25 protein-coding genes are annotated in these 21965 nt (G+C 47.2%); 23 read left to right on the top strand and 2 right to left on the bottom strand.

The window, feature by feature from the left end:
• Nucleotides 1-745: 745 nt before the first annotated feature.
• From HMPREF9009_RS24395 to HMPREF9009_RS24285, 23 genes are all read left to right on the top strand, one after another.
• The gene (locus tag HMPREF9009_RS24395; protein ID WP_005868874.1) at nt 746-1876 is read left to right on the top strand and encodes a hypothetical protein; all 1131 of its coding nucleotides are present in this window, start codon (nt 746-748) and stop codon (nt 1874-1876) included.
• Nucleotides 1877-2120: 244 nt separating this feature from the next.
• Nucleotides 2121-2714, top strand: a complete 594-nt coding sequence (locus tag HMPREF9009_RS24390; protein WP_005868875.1) for a Crp/Fnr family transcriptional regulator — start codon at nt 2121-2123, stop codon at nt 2712-2714.
• Between the two features lie 309 nt (nt 2715-3023).
• Entirely contained in the window at nt 3024-3602 is a 579-nt protein-coding gene (locus HMPREF9009_RS24385) for a conjugal transfer protein TraO (RefSeq protein WP_005868877.1), read from the top strand.
• Nucleotides 3603-3620: 18 nt separating this feature from the next.
• The gene (locus tag HMPREF9009_RS24380) at nt 3621-3833 is read left to right on the top strand and encodes a hypothetical protein (RefSeq protein WP_005868879.1); all 213 of its coding nucleotides are present in this window, start codon (nt 3621-3623) and stop codon (nt 3831-3833) included.
• Nucleotides 3830-4174: a hypothetical protein gene (locus HMPREF9009_RS24375; RefSeq protein ID WP_005868881.1), complete on the top strand. Its 345-nt coding sequence runs from the start codon at nt 3830-3832 to the stop codon at nt 4172-4174. The genes HMPREF9009_RS24380 and HMPREF9009_RS24375 overlap by 4 nt, the downstream gene beginning before the upstream one ends.
• A gap of 18 nt (nt 4175-4192) precedes the next feature.
• Nucleotides 4193-4537, top strand: a complete 345-nt coding sequence (locus HMPREF9009_RS24370; RefSeq protein ID WP_005868883.1) for a hypothetical protein — start codon at nt 4193-4195, stop codon at nt 4535-4537.
• 12 nt (nt 4538-4549) lie between these two features.
• Complete coding sequence (locus HMPREF9009_RS24365) at nt 4550-4861, top strand: hypothetical protein (RefSeq protein WP_005868885.1); 312 nt, start codon at nt 4550-4552, stop codon at nt 4859-4861.
• Nucleotides 4858-7464: a TraG family conjugative transposon ATPase gene (locus HMPREF9009_RS24360; RefSeq protein WP_005868887.1), complete on the top strand. Its 2607-nt coding sequence runs from the start codon at nt 4858-4860 to the stop codon at nt 7462-7464. The genes HMPREF9009_RS24365 and HMPREF9009_RS24360 overlap by 4 nt, the downstream gene beginning before the upstream one ends.
• A complete protein-coding gene (locus HMPREF9009_RS24355; protein WP_005868888.1) occupies nt 7457-7678 on the top strand; it encodes a hypothetical protein in 222 nt (73 codons plus the stop codon). The genes HMPREF9009_RS24360 and HMPREF9009_RS24355 overlap by 8 nt, the downstream gene beginning before the upstream one ends.
• A gap of 5 nt (nt 7679-7683) precedes the next feature.
• Nucleotides 7684-8280, top strand: coding sequence for a TrbJ/VirB5 family protein (locus HMPREF9009_RS24350; RefSeq protein WP_005868889.1), 597 nt, complete (start codon nt 7684-7686; stop codon nt 8278-8280).
• A 6-nt stretch (nt 8281-8286) separates the two neighbouring features.
• A complete protein-coding gene (locus tag HMPREF9009_RS24345; RefSeq protein WP_005868890.1) occupies nt 8287-9342 on the top strand; it encodes a hypothetical protein in 1056 nt (351 codons plus the stop codon).
• A 4-nt stretch (nt 9343-9346) separates the two neighbouring features.
• Nucleotides 9347-10045 carry a hypothetical protein gene (locus tag HMPREF9009_RS24340; protein WP_005868891.1) on the top strand — a complete coding sequence of 233 codons (699 nt, stop codon included), beginning with the start codon at nt 9347-9349 and terminating at the stop codon, nt 10043-10045.
• Nucleotides 10032-11315: a conjugative transposon protein TraM gene (gene traM / locus HMPREF9009_RS24335; protein ID WP_005868892.1), complete on the top strand. Its 1284-nt coding sequence runs from the start codon at nt 10032-10034 to the stop codon at nt 11313-11315. The genes HMPREF9009_RS24340 and traM overlap by 14 nt, the downstream gene beginning before the upstream one ends.
• Entirely contained in the window at nt 11312-11497 is a 186-nt protein-coding gene (locus HMPREF9009_RS24330; RefSeq protein ID WP_007564699.1) for a hypothetical protein, read from the top strand. Before traM ends, HMPREF9009_RS24330 begins: the two co-directional genes overlap by 4 nt.
• A 12-nt stretch (nt 11498-11509) precedes the next feature.
• Entirely contained in the window at nt 11510-12622 is a 1113-nt protein-coding gene (locus HMPREF9009_RS24325; RefSeq protein ID WP_005868893.1) for a DUF4138 domain-containing protein, read from the top strand.
• On the top strand, nt 12619-14091 hold the full coding sequence (locus HMPREF9009_RS24320) for a DUF3945 domain-containing protein (protein WP_049703626.1): 1473 nt from the start codon (nt 12619-12621) through the stop codon (nt 14089-14091). Before HMPREF9009_RS24325 ends, HMPREF9009_RS24320 begins: the two co-directional genes overlap by 4 nt.
• An 18-nt stretch (nt 14092-14109) precedes the next feature.
• Nucleotides 14110-14295, top strand: a complete 186-nt coding sequence (locus HMPREF9009_RS24315) for a hypothetical protein (RefSeq protein WP_005868897.1) — start codon at nt 14110-14112, stop codon at nt 14293-14295.
• Nucleotides 14296-14298: 3 nt separating this feature from the next.
• The gene (locus HMPREF9009_RS24310; RefSeq protein ID WP_049703625.1) at nt 14299-15492 is read left to right on the top strand and encodes an ArdC family protein; all 1194 of its coding nucleotides are present in this window, start codon (nt 14299-14301) and stop codon (nt 15490-15492) included.
• The gene (locus HMPREF9009_RS24305; RefSeq protein WP_007564694.1) at nt 15470-15853 is read left to right on the top strand and encodes a single-stranded DNA-binding protein; all 384 of its coding nucleotides are present in this window, start codon (nt 15470-15472) and stop codon (nt 15851-15853) included. Before HMPREF9009_RS24310 ends, HMPREF9009_RS24305 begins: the two co-directional genes overlap by 23 nt.
• 11 nt (nt 15854-15864) lie before the next feature.
• Nucleotides 15865-17811, top strand: coding sequence for a type IV secretory system conjugative DNA transfer family protein (locus HMPREF9009_RS24300; RefSeq protein ID WP_005868904.1), 1947 nt, complete (start codon nt 15865-15867; stop codon nt 17809-17811).
• Between the two features lie 22 nt (nt 17812-17833).
• Nucleotides 17834-18253 carry a hypothetical protein gene (locus HMPREF9009_RS24295; RefSeq protein WP_005868906.1) on the top strand — a complete coding sequence of 140 codons (420 nt, stop codon included), beginning with the start codon at nt 17834-17836 and terminating at the stop codon, nt 18251-18253.
• A gap of 135 nt (nt 18254-18388) precedes the next feature.
• Entirely contained in the window at nt 18389-19414 is a 1026-nt protein-coding gene (locus tag HMPREF9009_RS24290) for a toprim domain-containing protein (protein ID WP_005868908.1), read from the top strand.
• Nucleotides 19415-19467: 53 nt separating this feature from the next.
• A complete protein-coding gene (locus HMPREF9009_RS24285; RefSeq protein ID WP_005868909.1) occupies nt 19468-19953 on the top strand; it encodes a hypothetical protein in 486 nt (161 codons plus the stop codon).
• 99 nt (nt 19954-20052) lie between these two features.
• Here the strand turns inward: HMPREF9009_RS24285 and HMPREF9009_RS24280 are convergent, their stop codons facing one another.
• Together HMPREF9009_RS24280 and HMPREF9009_RS24275 are read right to left on the bottom strand one after the other, a co-directional pair.
• The gene (locus tag HMPREF9009_RS24280) at nt 20053-21300 is read right to left on the bottom strand and encodes a PcfJ domain-containing protein (RefSeq protein WP_005868910.1); all 1248 of its coding nucleotides are present in this window, start codon (nt 21298-21300) and stop codon (nt 20053-20055) included.
• A gap of 1 nt (nt 21301) precedes the next feature.
• A complete protein-coding gene (locus HMPREF9009_RS24275; protein ID WP_005868911.1) occupies nt 21302-21712 on the bottom strand; it encodes a PcfK-like family protein in 411 nt (136 codons plus the stop codon).
• Nucleotides 21713-21965 lie beyond the last annotated feature (253 nt).

The following is a 21965-nucleotide window of genomic DNA, read 5'->3' as shown; positions in this document are numbered from 1 at the left end:
CCAGCCATAACAAGGAGATTCAAGCGATACTGAAGAAGTATATGAGCATCTGATTCTACTTTCGGAAAAATATATACGCCTGTTCGACTGCATCCGTCGGGCAGGCGTTATTTTTGCACACCGTTTTAGTGAAGGCCGGCATTGAACCGGGACACTTTTACACAACTGCGGAAAAATCCCTTTGCCTATTATCCTGGACAATATGTTAAAGAATTCAAACCTCTACTTGTTTCCACCTCAAAATTTTTTCCGAAAGTAAGAATACGGTAACAAAATCATTTCTTCGTTTTATTTAGGTTTTTAGGGATTTAAGTATTTGTGGGACACTTTTACACAACTAATAAGGGAGGTTTTCCGTATAATCAACTATATTATTGCAAGTTAGCACTTACTGGCATCTTCTCGTAACCGGGACACTTCTGCACAACTAACCGACTATTCGGGACACTTCTGCACAACTGAACAGGAAAGTCGGGATACTTTTACACAACTAGAATCTGCATTCGGGACACTTTTACACAACTAAATCAGGAATCCGGGACACTTCTGCACAACTAAACCGGCCATTCGGGACACTTTTACACAACTGGGGGATCGGAAACAGCCGTAGTCGGGACACTTTTACACAACTAAATCAAGAAACAGCACGAAAAAAATGCTTTGGAATCTTCATTTATAGGGAGTTAGATTCACTATCTCCGTAAAAAAACGTATCTTTGCATCAGTAAACAACAAGTGTCCGCCTATGAAGGAAAGTAATACACAAAAAGAGTTGAGCAGAGTCCCCAGGACTCTCAGCGAGTCTTCCAACACGAAAGTATTGGAAGTTCTATTTGATGCAGGCGGCACTGTCATGTCTGACATTATCATTTACGTGGCATCTTCACAAATGAAAGATCTGTTCGGCGACTGCTGGTTCTCCATCAACGATTTTTGTGAGGTCATGGGGTATGAACGAACCAAGTTGCAACGAAAACTGACCGAGAAGCAGCTTGATTTCCTGTTCAGCAACCAACGTCCGGTATATATCACCGAACAGAACGGCCAAAAGATAGAGCATCCGATAGAGAACACCTTTGAAGCGGCGTTATACCGTTTAGGGACATCCAACCTCAGTGTAGCATACGCCATGAACGGCAAGACGCAATATAAGTTCATTCAAATACTGGACCGCTTTGAGATAAAGGATAACTTCGGCACGAAAAAGCGCACCAAGCGGAATTACAACGTGCATCTGAGCAAAGATCTGATGAATACTTTGCTTACCGAATACAATCTGCTGGAACTGAAAGACTACCGTAACCTGCCCAACCGCAAAGGCTACCGCAAGTTTTATCTGAACCTGGCGAAAATGATTTACCTGATCAAGTATAAGATTGACCAAGGACAAGCACCTTATTTCACCGTTACGGTTGACCAACTTGCCAAGGAATTTGATGTAACGGTAAAGGACAACCATGACCGGAAGAAGAAGGTGACCAGCATCTTAAACGGTATCAACAAAAAGCTGGAGAGAACCAAATTCCAATACCAGTACATCAAAGGAAAAGGGGAGAAGTGGCCCTACACCGTACAGTTTTTCTTTGACCAGGAAACATTGGAATATTTCGACGAAAAGATAAAGGCGATACTGACCTCGCAATATCACGATGCGCTTAAATCATGCTTCTTGTTAAACAAGAAAGGCATTCCCGTGAGCAGACATTATCAATATAAGGATTTCTTTAAATTGGGAACCGGCGAATATTATCATGAATTTACCGCATGGCTTTATTCTGAAGAGGACAAGGAGATTAAGGAGAACATCTACCGGGATATCTATATAAAGGTAGTAGGCATTCGTCCAGAAGACCTTGCCGTCAACTTAAATCCCTAAAAGTTGGAACAAAAACCATAAAATAGTATCTTTGCAGCGGATTGTCAGAAAATTGGCAGCCCGCTTTTTACATACGTCCGTCTGTCTAACAAAAGAGTGGCATCTATCGTTAAGGAATTAACAACAACAGGCGCATGCCTGTACCAGTATGAAACTGGTACGGGGCGTGCCTTTGTTGTTGGAACGCCACGTCCATGTTAGAGGGTACGTTTCCGTACCCTTATATAAACATAAAACAAATTCAATGGTTCAAACAATTGCCACCCTGATAGATGAGACGCTCATGGTAATGGGCGCCCATCTTCACGTGCGGATGACAGACGAAGAAAAGGCGTATCTTGATGCTCATTTCGAGCTTATCCATATCAAAAAGGGAGAACACCTCGTCACCAGGGGCGAGGAAGTATGCTACCTCTATTATCTGGAATCCGGCATCGTCCGGTTATGGTTTCCGGACAAAGAGAATAGAGAGATTTCAGCACGGTTTATCCAAGCCAAAGAGTTCATCAATTTTTTCCTTTCACATGAAGAACACCATGCCCACTACAATATCAAGGCATTGGAGCCATGCAAGATCTGGAGATTGCCCAAAAAAGATCTTCATCAGCTATATGAGTTATCCATCAATTTCAACAAGCTGGCCAGAATACATTTGGTAAGATCCATCAACCGCAAAATAATAAGGGAAGAGGAGTTTTACACACTGGATGCCGAAGCGCGTTACAAAGCGCTTTTGGCCAATGAAAAATGGCTGTTACGTTCAATACCCTTAAAAGACATAGCAAGTTATATCGGCATCACGCCACAAGCATTGAGCAACATCCGAAAGCGCATATAAACCAAACCCTATAAGCCGGGCAGGACAGTTTTACACAACTAATCCTATCCGGCTTTTTTCTGTAGAATTATTCCACACCTGCCGGTTTACGGCACATGTATTTTTTAATGCACATTAAATAAACACGAAAGGCCCTTTAAAAGCCCTTCATAAAATTTGTCCTCCCGTATATAATCTATATGTTTGGAGCGAAAACAACGCGATAAGCACCTTGATTCGGTTCTGCCGACAGGAATCCGCGTAAATTGGAAACACCGTATGAGACAAATAGAAAAATATATAACATTAATAACCTAAAGAGTAATTCCCATGGAACACATCAGACTGACTGCTATCAGCCTTAGCCTGCTGTTATGCACCGTAAGCGCTTTTGCGCAACGCCATTATGAGAACATCCCGGCACTTGAATTGAACTACGGCACTAACCTGTTCGGCAATGCAGGCAACTATTACAACCTGTCCTTTTCCAGATACATCAACCGGACAAGCTATTGGAAAGCCGGGTTTAGCTATTTTGAGAAACCTTACGAATATACAGCCAACCTACCGCAAGTCTCTACCTTGAACCCGGAAGAAACGATTCCCGAAACGATACATGACAAGGGTAAGGACTTTTTTGTGGACGGCGGTTATTACAGAACCCTGGCCTGCAACCTGAAATCCGTTTACTGGGGCATCGGCCTGGGAGGATTCATCGGTACAGAATACGTCCGCCACCCCGATAAGGAATACAACTTCATCATCGGCCCGAAACTGGAAACGGAACTGGAAGTATTCATCCTGCCCCGAACGGCATTGCTTGCCCGCATACAACAACATTGGAATCCCCTATCCATTGACAAGTGGAACACTGTCTGGAACGTAGGAATAAAGATACTGCTCTACTAACCGACAAATCATATCACCATGCTTATTATCATATTGTTAGCCGATACAAATGTATCCGGCCTGATCTCCTTATACCGTGAAATAGGCGCCATGCTGATAGGGGTAGGCTTTCTATGTGCCGGATTAGCGGTACTTAAAAAGCTGATAAGCAACCACGAGCGCACCAAAGAGGCCATCATCACCTATATCACGGCATTGGTCACTTGGCTCATTATCTGGCAACTCTTATGAACGTAGTGGATTTGATACTGGTTGCCATACTCGCCTGTGTCACGCTTCACTTTTACTTTCGGAAAAAGAAGAAAGCACTTTCTTCCGGAAAGGAGAAAGAGAAGCCGATAAGGGAGGCGGTGCGCAAGGAAGGGCAGGAGAGAGCCTGTCCGGTCATCTGCGTGGTATTTCAGCCTGAGCTGGAAGAAGAGGAATTGGCTGCCGAGATAGCCGATATGTACCTGCATGGAAGAGCCTACTACTACTCAGGCAAACCACTGCCGGAACAGCCGAAAGAAGAGCCCATATCCATCAAGTATAAGGATGTGCAATGGGAGAGACTGAAAACGATTCATGTTTAATTAAAAAATAGGAACAAAATGAAAGCAATCGAAAATGTAAGAGAAAAAGCGAACCAAGTCATTAACCGCTATGGAAAGGTTATCTTCACCTTTCTCATATTCTTCACGCTGTTGGGAACGGCACAAGTGGCGGAGGCACAAAGCGGCCTGAAGATTAACAGCCTATCCGAAGTGACAGACAAAGCCAAAGAGGGTGCGGACACCATTCTGGACGTAGCCAAATACATTTTGGCGGCGGTACTCGGCATCGCTCTGGTCTTTGTCATCTATTCGCTTGCCACGAACAATCCCCATGCCAAGGAATACCTGCTCGGCTGGATCATCGCCGTGGTAGTCATCATGGTAGCCTTCCTGATTATCTAAAAACGAAGAGCCATGAGAACCATGCGTAAAATCAACAAGCCGATCAAGTTCTTCGGTCTGTCATCGGGACAGTTCGCCATCTTCATGCTGCTGACGGCCATCATCATCATCGTGAGCATATTCAAGCAGCTGCACCCGATACTCATCATCGGAATCATTTCCGCCATTCTGTTTCTATCCGGTCTGCTGTTCCAAACCTTGAAAAAGGAACACAAGGCCGGTAACCCGGACTACCTGACCGGCCTCCGGATCAAGAACGCCACCCCCCGGCAGATAACGGACAAACGGCAGATTTTCAAATTCATCCTAAAACAGCAACCATGATAGGAATCATCATACTCATATCCCTGCTAATCTGTGCGCTGTGCCTGCTGATTGCTCTGCTGTATATCCGGCAGACAGAGATAGAGGTGAAGGACAAATCCGTGGATCTGGAAAGTGTCTTGCCTATCCAGACCATCACGGAGAACGCCGTCATCAACGGGAACGGTGACATCACCGTCGGCTACCGGCTGCTTCTGCCCGAAGTGTTCACCTTGTCGGAAAGCGAGGCGCAATACATCCATGAGCGGTTGGAGGCTCTTTTGAAGCTGCTTCCGGCAGGCACGGTCATCCATCAGCAGAATTTCTACTATACGGGGCGATACCATCATGCAGAATACTCTTCCAATGCCCTGATAGCGGAGAACAACCGTCATTTCAACGGCAAGGAGATACTGAACAGTTACACCAACCTGTATGTGACGTTCACGAACGGCAGCCGAAACGGTAAGATACGCAAAAGCGCATCGGGCACCTCGCTGATGCGAAAGCTGCACTACCCGTTCAAGCAACCTTATAAGGAATATCAGCAACGGCTGACAGAAATGGAAGCCTTTCTGATGAACTTTGAGAACGGTTTGTCGTCCATCCAGCAGTTTGAGATACGCAAGATGGATGATACGGAACTGAACAACGCCATCTACGACTACGTCAACCTCTCTTACGAGACACCGGAAAACGATGCCACGCAGAAGAGCGTCAACCCTATGGCTGTCAGTGAAAGCGGAAGCATGAAAATAGGGCAGCAGCACGTTTCCATCCTTTCGCTGACCAACGAAGGCGAGCATCTTCAGGAACTGGCCGTGCCGCACACCGGCAAGTCGAAGGCATACGGGGGAAACATAGAGATACCGGACAGCATACGGAGCAAATGCTCGATGCTGTACCCCGTAGGACTTGGCCTGCCGTTCAACCACATCGTAAACATCGTGATAGAGATAACCGATCCAGATGCCACCGTAACGGCCATCGGTGCGGAGAAAGACGCGCTGAACTACATCACCAACTTCTACCCTCCGGCGGCAGAGAAGCAACGCGAGCAGGCAGCCTTCTGCGATGAGATTACCCAGTTCGACTACCAGACCGCCTATACCGCCTTCAATGTCGTGCTGAACGATACAGACCGCACCTCGCTCATGCGGAAAACCGCACTGGTACAGCAAGGCTTCAGCTTTATGAACCAAAGTTCGTGCTATGTGGAGAACGCCGAGCTGTGCAACCTGTTCTTCTGCAACATACCCGGCAATGCCAGGGCCAATTACCGGGGCTTCGTCAACACGACCAAGCAGGCCATCTGCTATCTGCAAAAAGAGGGGATGTACCTTTCGGACGAGAAAGGGCATATCTACCATGACCGTTTCGGTACTCCCGCCAAGATAAACCTCTGGGATTATCCGGCGCTGAACAACAAGAACCGCATCGTTATCGGCCCGTCCGGTTCCGGTAAATCTTTCTGGCTGAACAATTACATCCTGCAAAGCTATGAGCTGGGCCGGGATGTGATGATCATTGACATCGGCGGCTCTTACCGCTCGATGATAGCCTTGAACCGGGGCAAATACTTCGACTCTACCGAGCAGAAGAAATTTGCGTTCAACCCCTTCTTGTGTGACCGTGACAAGAACGGCAAATACCTGTACATCGACACCACGGATGCCGAGTCTGCCGATGACCAGATAAAGACCATCGTCGCCATTATCAGCTACATTTGGAAGGTACGTGAACCCATGCTGCCTGCCGAAAACGCCATTCTCAGGAAATCCGTCATCGGATTTTACGACTATGTGAACAATTCTTCAATAGGAGAGAAGCATGAGCGTATCTTCCCGACGCTGATAACTTACCGGGCTTATCTGAAGGAAGTGTTCAGCAAACGGATGACCGAGTTTGAGAAACAGAAATTCGAGATAGAGGAGCTGTTGCTTTTACTGGAACCCTATACGGACGGAGAGCTGTCATTCCTGCTGAACGCTACCGAGAACGTGGATATCGTGCATGACCGGCTGATAGCCTTCGATATGGAAGATGCCTCTAAGAAAGAGTACTTTCCACTCGTTGCCATCATCACCCTGCAAATGATCGTGGATAAAATCAAGAAACGCCAGGGGTTTGCCAAAGAGCTAATCATCGACGAAGCACTCGACTTCCTGCAAGACGAGAAATTCGGAGACTTCATCGCCTACCTGTACCGAACCTTCCGTAAAAAGGAGGGAAGCATCACGCTGGCCGCACAGAACATCCTGTTTTTGAAAAACATGCCGTCCAGTATCAAGGACTCCATCATCATCAACTGCGCGACCAAGATTATCCTCGACCATTCAGAACACCGGCAGAACCTGCCGGAAGTGAAAGCCGTGCTTTCCATCACGGACGAAGAGGCCTATATGATCGAGTCGTTGCAGCGCACGGAACGCTGGAGAGAGTTTTTCATCAAGATGTCGAACGATGCCTTCATCTTCCGCAACGAGGTGTCCGACTTCGCCGCCGTAGCCTTCGATTCGCGCCAGGCGACAGTAGTACGACTGAAGCAGTTGTTCAACGAAAGCGGCTCGACCTATACGGCCATCAACCGCTATCTGGAGGAAAGGAGGAAAAAGTATGGATGACGCCACCCAAGGGCTGACCGCCCTTCTAGGCTGGTCAACCGACTTCAACGGCAGCGCATACAATCTTGCCGGAAGCATTGCCGCCGCACTTTTGGGCGTTGCGCTCATTTTCGTGGTATGGGCACTCGCCACGAAAAAGGAAAATGCCAAGAGCTATCTGACAGCCTGGCTGGTATGTGTCATATTCACCCTATTATTCATCACCAACAAATAACCGTCATGAAAAGAATCATTCTCATACTCGGACTTGCCGCCTCGATAGGGCTGATGGGAACCGGCAGTGTTCATGCCCAGTTCGTCGTGCATGATCCCGGCCACACCCTGCTGAACTCAACGGAATGGATCGCCAATGTCAAGAAATGGGTTACACAAATCAATGAAATGATCGATGCCCAGGAACTGCGGCTCGGCCTGCAAAAGATCGACCAGTTGAAGGAACTCAAATCATTGAAAGAGCTTGCCGACCTGCTGGACGACGTAGCCTGCCTGAGCAGCGACTACAGCTTTTACCTGAACGTAGGATCGAATTACCACTGCCTGAAATTTCTCAACTTTCAGCGTGTGACCGTCAATCTGAGCCTGAGTACCGACCTGCTGTTCAAGGTGGCCACCGTGACCAGTTACTTCTCGATGAACTCGGAAGGGCGCATGTCCTTTATCGAGCAGGTGAAGGAATCGGTGGAAAAAGCCGCCGAAGAGATGCGTGAGTTTAACGAATCCGTGCGTTCCACGGTCATTTACAAATCCATGAAGGGGCATAACCGGAAGACCTATTACCAGGGACGGTTGGCCGCTTTCACACGACACACCAATTAAAGCGTTATGAATCAAGATAATTTTCTCTGGGGACTTCAGATCACGGACGGTCTGACGATGGAACTCGTTTCGCAAATGACAGTCATCGCCTTCGGTGTTGGTGTCATCTGCTTTATCTGCAACCTAGCATACAACTATCTCTATCACGGAGCCAGCCAGCTGTTAAGCCCGAATGAGGACAAATTTCCCGACATGATGGAAATCGCCCGTTGCCTGGTACTGTTCTTCTGCCTAAGCATATACACCCCCATCGCCCAAACCATCGTAGGCACGATGGAAGTAATCAACGAAGCCACCTCGCTGACCTCCGAGCGTGCGCAGGAATTTGCCCAGTTCATGGCACAATCAGCCATCGAACAAGGAGAGATGATTGCCGAATACGACAAACACAGCCTCCAGTCGGAGGTAGCAGCCGGAGAAGACAGCACCGGCGCCATGCAGCACGAACTGGATAAAAAGATGGAAGAGGACGAAATGACCGGTGTACGCTCCAGCGTGGAGAAGATTGTGCAGCTGCTCAACCCCGCCAACCTCGCCACCCTTGTGCTTCATGGCATTTCCGCCCTATTGGTAGGAATCATACAAGTAGTCATCTTGGGTATCGGCGTGGTCATTGTCAAGCTACTGGTCATTCTCGGCCCGTTTGTCTTTGCCGTAAGCATGTTGCCGGTCTTTCAGAAACAGTTGAGTATCTGGTTCGGTACGCTCTGCTCCGCCTGTATGGTATTCACCGTCATCAATATTCTGAACCAAATCATATGGCAGACCTTCAAGGCCATCTATACGGAAAGTGCCGACATGGTGGACGCAGCTACGCAGCAGATACAATATTTAGGAATGGATCTCGCCCTGATTGGTGCTTATTGCAGCTGTTTCTGGCTATCCTCCAAAATCGTAGGACACAGCGATGCCGGGAAAATCATTTCGAAAACCGTGTCAATCGTCACCACGGCGGCCACCATCGCCCTGATGGGAGGCGCAGCGGCAGGCGGCAAGCTGACCAACGTAGGCGGTGCCGCCTCTATCGGGGCAAGTTTCATAAACGACAACAATAAAAAATAGAACTATGAATCTGATGAAATTCAAAGGAGCAGATGATGCGGTCAAGCTGACTATCCGGCTTTCAGCCGGGTACTGCATCATTCTGACTATCGCTTTTGCCAGCAGTATCATCTTCCTTATCAACAAAATAGAAAAAGCATACGGCCAGGCTCTCGTCATCGACAGGCAGGGAGAAGTCTATGAGGCAAGCAGCCTGTCTGCCAGCGATATGCGGCAATACGAATACATGAACCATGTAAAGACCTTCGTAACCCACTGGTATGCCTTTGACGAGAGCAGCTACGAGAAGAACATTTCGCTTGCGCTCAACCTCATAGGCAACAAGGGGAAGGAGCTGTTGAACGAGTACAACGATGTGAATATGCTGAACTCACTCATACAAAAGAATATCCGTTACGGGGTACGCATCAAGGATGTAGAGATTAACACACAAACGATACCCGTTTCCGGAAAGATAATCTTCACGCAGACCGGGTACCGGGCACGGGGAAGCATCTCACGTAATATCGAAGCGGAGTTCACCATCTATGATATGCTGTCCCGCAGCGAGGAAAATGCGCACGGAGCCAAGATAGAAGATTGGATTGTCCGCTATTCCGAACCCGTGGAAAGCAACGGCACCAACACATCGCAGGCAGCTTCTCCGGGCAAGAATGAAAACCAGTCAGAAACCTCTAAACCAACCGACCATGGAACCGAATAAACTTATCAAAGACAAGAACAAGCTGTTGATGGCCATCCCGGTAATCCTGGGCATCCTCTTCCTTTATGTATTCTTCATCCGTGAGGACGGGAACGTGCCGTCAGGGAGTGACAGACAGGCCGCCTCGCAAGCCTTTTTGGAACCACAGTCGGAAATGGCCGACAAGGTGAACGACAAGATGGAAGCCTATAAGCAGGACAAACTGGAAGAGCAGGAGAAGGCACGCATCCTGAAAGAGTCTCAGGTCAAAGGATCTGATTTTTACTTCGAGCTGCAAAACCAGCAGGAGCGGTATGACCGTGCCACACTGGAGCGCATCCGCCGTATGCAGAACGATCCGTACAGCGAAGTCATGGCAGAATACGGAGGTGGCCGGAACGGACGCTTCTCTCATCAGCTGGAAAGCCAACTGGACGGACTGGAGGACGAGCAGGCGCTCAACGAGATTATCCGGGAAGCCAAGAAGAACTCACGCATCCGCAAGGAACTGGAAGAATCCGACAAATACCGCAAGCGCATGTATGAACGGATTGTCAATTATGACCAAGAGGGAAAAACGGAGAAAGCCGCTGCCAACCCTTCCGGCCATCCATCCGCCGACAGCCTGATGCAAAAAGGCCCGATCTACCATGCCGAAAACGGCAAGCGGGTACGCCGCCAACCGACCTCCGCACCGGGAAACAGCAACCTCTTCAGGGCTTGCATCCACGGCGACCAGACCGTAGTCACGGGCAGTACGGTACGGATGCGGTTGCTTCAGGACGTAACCCTATCCGGCATGAAGATACCGGCCAACACGCTGTTTTACGGTATCGCCACTTTGGGAGCCAACCGCCTCGATGTGGTAGTCAGCAACCTGAAGGTAGGAGACAACCTCAATCCCGTATCGGTGGTTGTCTTCGACAATGATGCCATGGAAGGTTTGAACCTGCCCAATAACCTGAAAGCCAGTGCAGCCAAGCGTATGGAACAAGGTCTTGTACAGAACATTGACATGCCGCTCTCTTCCATCGGCACGATGGCCAGCGAAGTGACCAGCGTAGTCAACGCCACCACCCAGGTAGCCAAGCAAATCTTGAACATGAGCCTCTCACAAGTGAAGGTACATCTCAAGTCCAACTACGAAATGTATATCCAAGAAGAGAGTCAGGAATCGAAGTTGCGTAGGCAAGCCGTGCAAGCGGAGTTACAGAAGCTCTATGAGCAAATGGAACAAGAGAAAACGAACAAGAAAAATCATCCCCTTCAAACATTGATAGACAAATTATGATAGACATTCTCAATTACCTGCTTGCGCTGTCAGCGGTCTTTTTCGGCTATCGGATCTACGTATCACGCCGGAACGGACGAGCCTTTAAAGAAATCCGTCCGCTGACCGTTTCTTTCGGCATTACCCTGCTTCTTCTATGGGGCATTACCGTATTCACCGCCTTTTTTTCAAGAACCGTTTAACATATCGACAACATGAAGAAATATATTTATCTACTGTTTTACTGCTTTGTGTGCAGTCTGCCGCTCTTCGCTCAGGAAAACGGCACTCCCCGGAAACAAGCCATCAGCCAAAAAGACATCTTTATCTCTTTCGACTGTGTGAAACACCTGGTATTTCCTGTGCAAGTATCTGATATCGCCATCGGCGAACAGGAGCTTGTCATGGCCAGCCGGGTAGAAGAGGCGCCCCATATCGTCAGGCTCTCGGCGCAAGCGGAAGGATTCACCGAAGAGACCAACCTGACCGTAGTCTGCATCGACGGAAGCGTTTACACCTATCACATCCGCTACCTTCCCGAAGGCGGCACGGATTCGTACCCGAACATTTACGAGGACAACGGGAAATGGCAGCACCATGACTATCAGGCAGAAGTCAGCGACCTCCATCTGGCCGAGTTCTTCTTTCCGGAGGACATCGCTTACGGAACGCCCGGCAACGAGGTGTCCTTCACTCTGGCCGCCTACAACAACCAGTTGAAAGTATCAACCGCCAAAGATGCCGTGGCATATTCCAACCTGTTTGTGGTGGATAAGGCCATGAACACTTACCACATCACCATCAAACGGGGCAATACCTCCGTATTCACCTACAATTTTGATGACCAGCGCAAATATACCGCCCATGTGGATGTGAACAGCGAGGAAATGGAAAGATGCATCCAAGAGCTGCGCACCAAGAAGCGCAACATCTACAGCCTGGGGGTCATCGAGAACAAGTTTGAGTTGTCAATGGCCAATCTGTATGTGCATGAGGACTTCATGTTTTTCATCTTTGACCTGAAAAACAAATCATACATCGACTACGACATCGAGTTTGTCAAATGTTTCCAGCGTGACCAAAAGAAGAGCAAGAACGCCATCCAGCAAGAAACGACCATCGAACCTATCTATCAGAAAGATTTTGATACGAAAATCAAGGGCAAGAGCCGGAACCGGCTGATACTTGGTTTCGACAAATTCACGATACCCGATGATAAGGTATTCGAGATCGAGATTTACGAGCGAAACGGCGGGCGGCACATCAAGCTGGCCGTGTTGAACGAATACATCCTTTCCGCAGAACCCTTATACAAGCCACAGCCATGAAACTGAGAGAAGCATTAGACACCTATATGTTCGACAACGTGGGACAGTTCGGCGGCATCGCCGAATCACTGGGCTATCAGACCGAATACCGGGACGGATATTTCCGGTTCCGCAAAGACGGGGAAGAGCTGAGCATGAGCGTAAGCGAAATCAGGGAAAAAGCCGGAGCAAAGTACGATGAAAGCCTTCGTGACCAATCAAAAGAACGTGTATCCGCCCTTTTTGACAAGGAACGTGCCAATGATCCTAAATATGTCGCCGAGCTGGAGAAGGATGGCATCAGCATCAAGCGGTGGGAGAACCTGAAGGGACATGACAAGGACGGCTTTACCGTCATCGACCATCGCCTGAAGGTATGCTACACCGGACAGTCGCTCTATGAATACGCCTACAAGCAAGGGAACATCCTCGACGGGAAAGGCACCAAGCTGGAAAAGGGTGTCATGTCTGATTTGATGGAGATACACGGCAAACCGGGGAAGCTCCGTTTCAACGATGACGGAATCTCCGTATTCTACCGCAAAGAGGCGTTGGTTATCCCGGACAAGGTGCTGGGAAAGAAGTTGGGCAAGAAAGAGAAAGAACAGCTGCTTGCCGGTGACATCGTACCCATCACCGTAAATAAGAAGGACATCCTGCTGCAAGTTGACCGGGATCTGAACTCCGTCATCCTGCGCACCAACCAGGAAATCAAGATTCCCGACATCATCGGGCAGACCAGCGAATATGGCGGCTACAAGTTAACCAAAGCCGACAAATACCTGCTCGCCAACGGCCATGCACTGGAGAACAAGCTGCTGCACAGTCCGGAAGGCTACTTCATTGCCGACATCCAACTGACGGATGACAGGAAAGGAGTCATGATACAGAACATACAGAGTATCACTCCCGGCAAGGCACAAGAGCTGATCAAGGCCATGACCCCCAAACTGGAAGCCCATGCGGCCAACATAGAAGCTGCAAAAGAGCAAAAACACGAAGAGGGGCGCAATATGGAAGCCGAGTTTAAGGAAGCGGTGGGCAAACATGACTTTGAAAAAATCGGGAAGCTCAAAGAGGAAGGATATAAACCCAGTGAAGAGTTTATCAAAGGAATCGGTAAGGAACACGGTCTGGATGAAAGGCAAACCCATGAAGTCATCCAGCTGTTCGGCACCAAGCCGGAAGAACAGGGCGAACATGAAAGGCAGGCCACACGTCTGTTGGATGCCGCACAGACCGACAACTTTCATGTCATCCAAGAGATACAGAAAGAAGGGTACCGGCTCACTCAAGAAGACCTTACCCGGATGCGTGAAACGGGTGTGCAAGCCAACACACTGATAGCCGTACAAAAGATTTTCGGGATGGAAGGCAGCACAAAGACACTGGGAGATGTCAAACTGGCCAGCACACCCAAACCCGACAACAGCAAGGAAATGGCCCGTCCGATAGCCAGCACCATCAACCGGGCTTTCAATGACTTATAACCTAAAAAATCAGGAATTATGGATTACGATGAATTAGTACAGAAAAACATTGCAGGAGAAATCAGTGACTTAGAGTTTCTACTTGCACAGGAAGAGCTTGCACAAGCCTATCAAGAAGAGATGGCTGCCAAGCAGCAAGAGACAAACAACCAAACGGCCAGAGAATGGCTGCTTGATTACGAGAACAGAAATCTATACCAATAAATCATGGATACAGCAAGTGATAAAGCATTACAGCGTTTCGCCGAACTGATGATCGAAAAGATAAAGCAGGTGGAAGACAACTGGCAAAAGCCTTGGTTCGGGATAAAGGGTGGGGGACTTCCGCAAAATATCGAGGGAAGAACCTACAACGGAGTAAATTCCTTCATGTTGTTTCTACTTTCGGAAAAAGAGCAGTACAGCCTGCCGGTCTATATGACCTTCATGCAAGCCAAAGACAACGGCCTTAACATACTGAAAGGAGAAAAGTCATTCCCAGTCATTTACTGGAATTTCTCAGTAAGAGACAAGAACGGAAAGAAAATACCTTTCGACGTATATAAGAACCTGGATAAAAACGAGCAGCAGGAATATAAGGTCACGCCGTTTCTGAAGACATACAATGTGTTCAACGTACAGCAGACCAATCTTCAGGAAACGAAACCGGAGAAATGGGAAGCATTGAAGGAGCAATTCAAGATACCGGCCATCAAGGACGAGCAAGGGATGCTCACCGTGCCTCTGATTGATGCGATGGTACGGGAACAGCAATGGATCTGCCCCATTTATTCCAAGGAAGGAAATAGTGCTTACCATGCAAGGGGAGAAGATAACCATATCGTCGTACCCCTGAAGGGGCAGTTTAAGGACGGAGAGAATTTCTACTCCACACTACTGCATGAGATAGCGCACTCGACTGGAGAACCTGAGCATCTGAACCGGGAAAAAGGCGTGATTTTCGGAGACAAGCAATATGCCAAAGAGGAACTGGTTGCCGAACTCACCTCCGCTACCGTCGGGCAAAGCCTGGGAATATCCACCCATATCCGGGAAGAAAATGCCATGTATCTAAAAAACTGGCTGGGAGCCTTGAAAGAAGATCCCAAATTCATCTACAACATCCTTGCCGATGTAGGAAAAGCCAGCAATATGATTCAGGAACATACCGCACGGATGGAACAGTACCTCACACCGGAGGAACGGTTCACGCAGGCCGTCCTGCAAGACAACCGTCCGGTATTGGAGCAGATGAAAAACGAAGGTTTTACCCCTTCATCACGGTTATTGGAAAGTGTTGCGGCAAACCATCCTACAGCCGACAACCTTGAAACGCTACACAGCACTTTCGGCATTTCGCTGCCTTCCATGGAAGCGGAGCCAGCCATGAAAAATATGAATGAGCCACAGCTCGGATTATAAACTTTTAAAAACCATCATTATGTTTACAGGACAAATTATCGGTTATGTCGGTGCGGATGCCCGGCAGAACAAGAACGGAAAAGGATTCAACTTCCATGTATCCACCAAGTACAAGAACGTGAACAACGAGGAACAGACCCTATGGGTATGCTGTTTCGTGAATTACGAGAGTAAAGTCTTTGAGTATCTGAAAAAAGGGACACAGGTATATGTCTGCGGCGATGTGTATGCCGATGTATTCCAGAAGGATGACGGTAGCCACATCCCATCCGTCAGCCTGACCGTCTCACGCATTGAGTTACTGGGAAAGGCAGAGAAAAAAGAGAGCGGTGACGGAACGGCATCCGGACAACCCCAATAACAGCAACGGCCATGGAAAGAGAGAAGAAAGACCTGTCATTCATCCTGATCCTGCTATCCACGCTCATCGGGACAGCCGTACTGTTTCAGTGGGCTATCGTTACGGGATTATACGCTCCACTACGTAATCCGGCCATGTGGGAAAGGCTGATGGAGAAGGATATCCTATTCCGGTTTCTCTACGTTATCCTGATCGGAGGCCTCGCTTTTCTCTTTCCGGTTGGCAAAGTGAAAGACGAAAACAAGAAATGGGTTTACACCAGTATGACACTGGTTACGGCATCCATGCTGGTTGTCGGATTCAGCCGGTTATCAGCGTGGTATAACCTATTTGTATTTCCCATTCTATTCGTAGCGTACACGCTGCTTGTCATCAAGACTCTGCCTTATTTCATCCGGCGTCATGCCCAATCCGATGATAGCATTTTCGGGTTAAGCCGGGAAGAATCGGCTTTCTACTTCCGCTTTGAAACCGCCTCCGGGCCGCTGGTCATCCATAAGCCGCAGCAGAATGTCTATATCGACGGCGGTCCGGGAAGCGGTAAATCAGAGAGCTGGATCAAGGGAATCATCTACCAGTGCGCCGAGCGCAACTATGCCGGATTCGTGTACGATTGGGAGGGTGATCCCACCAAGGACAAGTCACCCATCCTCTCACGTATCGCATACGGAAGCATCGAACATTTCCGGAACAAGGGGATGGAAACACCCCGTTTCGCCTATATCAACTTTGTGGATATGTCACGCACGGTCAGGGTGAACGTACTTTCTCCGCAATACATGTCAAAGGGAAACGAATCGCTATTCATCCGCAATATCATCATGACACTGATGAAGAATCTGGAAGCAAGCTGGAAGGAAAAGACCGACTTTTGGGCCAACAATGCCATCAACTACGTCTATTCAATCGCCTATAAATGTTTCAAGGAAAGGAAGCTTGGTATCTGTACGCTGCCCCATGTGATAGCCCTTGCCCTTTCTGACAGCAACCTAGTATTCCACTGGCTGTCGGAAGATCCTGAAATCGCATTGAACATGTCCTCCATGCTGACCGCCTGGAAACTGGGTGCACAACAGCAGACAGCCGGAGCCGTATCATCCGCACAGACTCCGTTGGTACTCCTGAACAACAAATACATCTTCTGGGTGTTGTCGCCACTTCCCGAAGAAGAGTTCTCTTTGGATATAACCAACAAGGAACACCCAACGCTGTTATGCGTAGGCAATGCGCCCACCATCAAGGAAGCCGTTTCCCCTGCTATTTCCTGCATCGGCAGCGTCTTGATGTCACAGATGAACAATCCCGGCAAAGCGACCAGCATATTCATGGTAGATGAATTTCCGACCATCCTGTTGCAAGGCATTGACACTTTCATCGGAACCGCCCGGAAGCACAATGTCGCTACCATTCTCGCCGTTCAGGACTTCAACCAAGCGGTCAGGGACTATGGAGAGAAAAGTGCCAACATCCTGAAAGCCTCCTGCGGAACGCAGGCTTACGGTATGACCGGAAATGAGAAGACCGCCAAAGACATCGAGAACTTGCTTGGGGAGAAGAAAGAAGCGCAAGAATCTTATTCACACCAAGCCGGTGGCAATAACAGTGTCACGGAGAGCCTGCAAAAAGAAAAAGTCTTAAAGGCAAGGGACATTGCCGGACAAGCAGCCGGACACTTCATTGGCAAGATTGCCGGAGGCAAGCCGCCATTCTTCAGCGTGCAGATGGATATGTGCCGTTTTGAAGAGAAGGAGATACCCCGTTTCTCCTTACCGGTCAAACTGGGCAACGGCAAAGAAGAGATGGAACTGGAAATCCTGGAAGAGATTATCCAGCAGAACTACATCAAAATCATTGAAGATGTCAACGCCATCCTCAAAAAGATAGAGGACAAATTAAAAGAAAAGTCAGCAGTTCCGCCAACCGGGACACACAAGACAGAACAAAAAATCATCCGATAACATTCAACAAAAGAATCCTACCATGAGAAAAATTCATTCATTATTAGCGGCAGCCTGCTTATTGGCCGCTTCATGCAACAAAGAGGAAATCCAATCGGAAACAGACAAAGCCGGCATGTATCACATCACCGTAGCCGTAACCGGTTCCTCACCCAAAGGCAGTGTGCATATATATAATCTTGACGGCGTGAGATTCAGGAACGAACGCACCGGTACCTCCGCAGCTTCCGTAGATGAGAGTTTCACCGATAAAGCGGAATACAGCACGGAAAAGCCTGTCAGCCAAATTACCGTGCAAGGCATTCTCTATTCAAAAGAGAGTGCTATCATCACCATGCAGATAAAAAAAGACGGGGAAAGCGTATTCAACCAGAGCAAACAGTTGGAGGCCGTTCCCGGTATAGACACTACTGTTGATTTGGTTTACAGTACCTTGAAATAAAAATGCAGACGAATCAAAAAACATATACTTTCTCTTCCATATTTAGATGATATTTCTTATCTTTATGAAAGATAATCTTTCTCATTTATAATCTAAGCTCAGATAAAATGAGATTCAACTAATCCAGTCAACGTTATGAAAGTCGATTTCAATCAGATAAAAACAACCATTTCTCTGCCCGATTTCCTGCTGGAACTAGGATGGAAAATCGTGGAAGGCTCTTCCAACTCCTGTCCCAAAATGAGCAACGGAACGCATACCATCGTCATCAAGCGGAACTCGCAGAACCAATACACCTATTGGGACGTGCATAGTGACAGCGTGCGTGGCCGCAGTATCATGGATCTGATGCAGGAACATCTATTTGAAACAACCGGAAAAATGCCGTCCTTGCGCGAGGTGGGGGAGATCCTTCAGAACTACATCAACACCAACCGCATCACGACACCCGAAAAAAGCCGGTATGAAGTAGGTAACACAAGCATGAGAGCGGACGAACTTCAATTCTACTTGAGCCAGCTACAACCCTACAAGGGCAATTATCTCCAGAAAAGAGGTATCCTGAAAGAAAGCATTGAAAGCCGGTTCTTCAAAGACACTTTCTTTATCCGTGAGGTAAAGAACAAAGGGAGTGTTTACCGCAACGTGTGCATCAAGATGTACAATGAAAACGGTGTGCAAGCCATTTCTCAACGAAATGAAACATTCAAAGGGATTATCGGTGGCAAGTTCGACTGTCTGGCGACCAGCAACCATGACAAAAGCCGCCCGATAGACATTCTCTACATTGGGGAGTCATTTATAGACTGTATCTCCCACTATCAATTACGCCATTCCGGAAACGACCTCAATCTTGTATATGTATCTACGGAAGGGACATTCACGGAAGGACAAATGAGGCTATTACGCCTGATTCTTGACAAGAACCAGGTAAAGGAGCTCCGGAGCATCTTTGACAACGACAAACAAGGGCACAAGTACACTCTATGGCTGCATCGTTACTTTCATGGCGATACGACTGATGTCGAGAGCCTGAGTAACGATGAACTCCGCAACAAGGTACGGAAACTGAAGAACGTCGAACTTTCGGAAAACAAGGATTGGAACGATGATCTGAAAATCTCGTGTGGCATCTGTTCCTCCACGGAGGACGGCCAGTAACCTCATAGATTTGCTCCATCACATAATACGACAACCTATAAAATCAGATCAATATGAATATCAAGCATTTATTTTTTTGTATGCTGCTCATTGCCTTTTCCTCATGCAGCAAACCCGGCTATGAGAAGGCCATTGCGGAATGGGTTCAGACAGATTCTCACGGCACCTGGACGGATTTAAAGTTCGAACTACTGGAAGTGTTGGAAACAGAAGACGTCACCGTATCGGACAGCCTGTGCTACCTGAACAACAAAAGCGCACAATTATCCGCTGTCATACAGAAAGCGGAAAGTCCCCGTGCCTTATTCAAACCGTCCTTTTCCGCCTATATGGAAGCCGAAAAAAGCCTGAAAGCAACGGATGCCATGAAAGCCATGTACCTGCACCGTGACAGTACGGAAGTTATCGGCAAGATATTAAAATGCAGGTATGCCATCGTCCAGCCACACTCAGGGGTGCAGCAGAAAAAGACGGCTTCTTTCCTATTGTCCCCCGACATGGAAAAATGTATCGGCAAACTAAAGCCGACAAGCAAATAATCCGAGCGTAACGATGTGTAGCGACAACGTTTTTTGGGGTTCTTTTTTGGGCGTCTTCCAAAAAAGAACTCCCACACATTTAGATGTGTGGGCTATTCATTACACTACCATCCTTTCCCTTATCAACGGTATATTATCCCGTACCAAATTCAGAATCCGGTCATGATAGGCTGATAATTGGTTAGACTTTCCACGACACTGGCACACCTCCATCCTGCTAAGTGAAAACTCCACCGTTTCCATGCGCCTTCCATCCACCGTTGCCGACATTATCAACGAATCTTCTCTCTTATAATAGGCGTTGCTGAATACACAATGATGCAGCAACTTTCCCTCTTTGTAAAAGTCCGAAAGGCTTTCCAATACCCGAACCATAATATTTCCATCCGCAAACGAAAGATTAAAGAAACGTGATTTGGCAGCAATATAGTCTTTTTCATCCTTTTCAGAATATTTTTTCTTACATTTCCCCATCACCCAATCATGCGCTTCTTCTACATTCAACGGACACAAATAATGAGGATTTCTCGCATCCAATTTATTTTCTATCAGCATATCCACATAGTCCAGCCACAAGTCCGCATCATGTATCACATAGTCATGTCTTAAACAGATTTTTACATACGTCCAATACTTATCTATACCGTATTTTCTCTCTAAAAATCTCAAGAACAAATTCATTTGCCCTGCCTTATATAATATCTCCATCCGATTATCAGTTAATAATGTCATAAAGAAGGAACTCGGACAAATATCATAAAAGGCACCCTTAAATCCATTCCTCGTAAGTTCGGGTATCACTTTCATTCTCGGATAGATAACTGCCGGGCAAATATCATAAATACGGTCATGATGCACATTCCGCTTACGCAATTCCAAAGAACTTCCATATATCCATGCATCGTAATAAAATATAGACATGCCCCGCAGCAAAGACAGCGTTTCTGTCTTGCCCTCTTTATTCATCCAACACTGTACCGCCTCAATTATAAAGTAATTAGCCGGAGACCCTTTTTTCAGCCGGCAGTCCACCATAAAAAAACGGATAACTTGATATTGCTTGTATGTAGTAATCACACAAAAATATTCTTTATATACAGCCGTCCTTTTCCTGCTATTCTCCAATTTCAGGTTCATACCGCAATGAGGACATTTACAGTTTTTCTTATCTTCCTTATCCCGCCATGTATGCCCACAATCCAAACAAAAGCAATTCCCCTTTGCATCACGCTTGAAATAATGCACAAAGCAATGTTTATAGGCATAACGCTTTTGAGCCTCTGAAACGGGAGCTAACTTCCTGCTCCCATTCACGATTTCCATTTGTAATTTTGTCTTGGGTTTCATATCAAAAAAGAGTTAACTGGGTTTGTACTTCGGTGTTGTTCTCACGTTTAGCTTGTTGACGCTTCTTCAACTTTGCCAATTCTTCCTCCTGCAATTTTTTGATAGCAGCCTCACGAGCCGCTTTCTTTTCTTCCTCTGACAATTCAACATGATGATTTACGACTACATTACATTTCAATGGGCTACCCACCTCAATATTATCTTCCTGATAATAGTGCAACGCCATACCAAAAATTTCATCATCACTAAAACCACAGCAACCGCTTTTCTTCACTTGGTTTAAAATATAGGTAATGCAATTATCTATATTCTTTGTAGGTTTTTGATAGACTGGAGCAAACAGACTATCCACCGCTGCCATATTATCAAGGTATGCCTTGATGGTACTTTTAAATTGTTCTGACACTTTCATAGTATATCATTTTTAGATTTCATTTCACAATAAGCCAATTTCACGAGAAACAAGGAGAATAGGCAAATAAGAGCCAACAACGTAACCGACACAACCTTTATCGGACTTGGCGTTATTACCGCTCCGACAAACATAGCCACTGCACAAAGAGCGATGATGACCGAAAAAACAAATTGAATGATTTGCATATACTTCTGCTACTTAGTTTGTTAAACTTCTAATTTTATGCTTCAGCTAGATTTAAAGACCTTTT

Origin of the sequence: Bacteroides sp. 3_1_13, from assembly GCF_001185845.1 — a bacterium.
Taxonomy (GTDB): domain Bacteria; phylum Bacteroidota; class Bacteroidia; order Bacteroidales; family Bacteroidaceae; genus Bacteroides; species Bacteroides xylanisolvens.
This window is presented reverse-complemented; position numbering and strand designations above follow the sequence as displayed.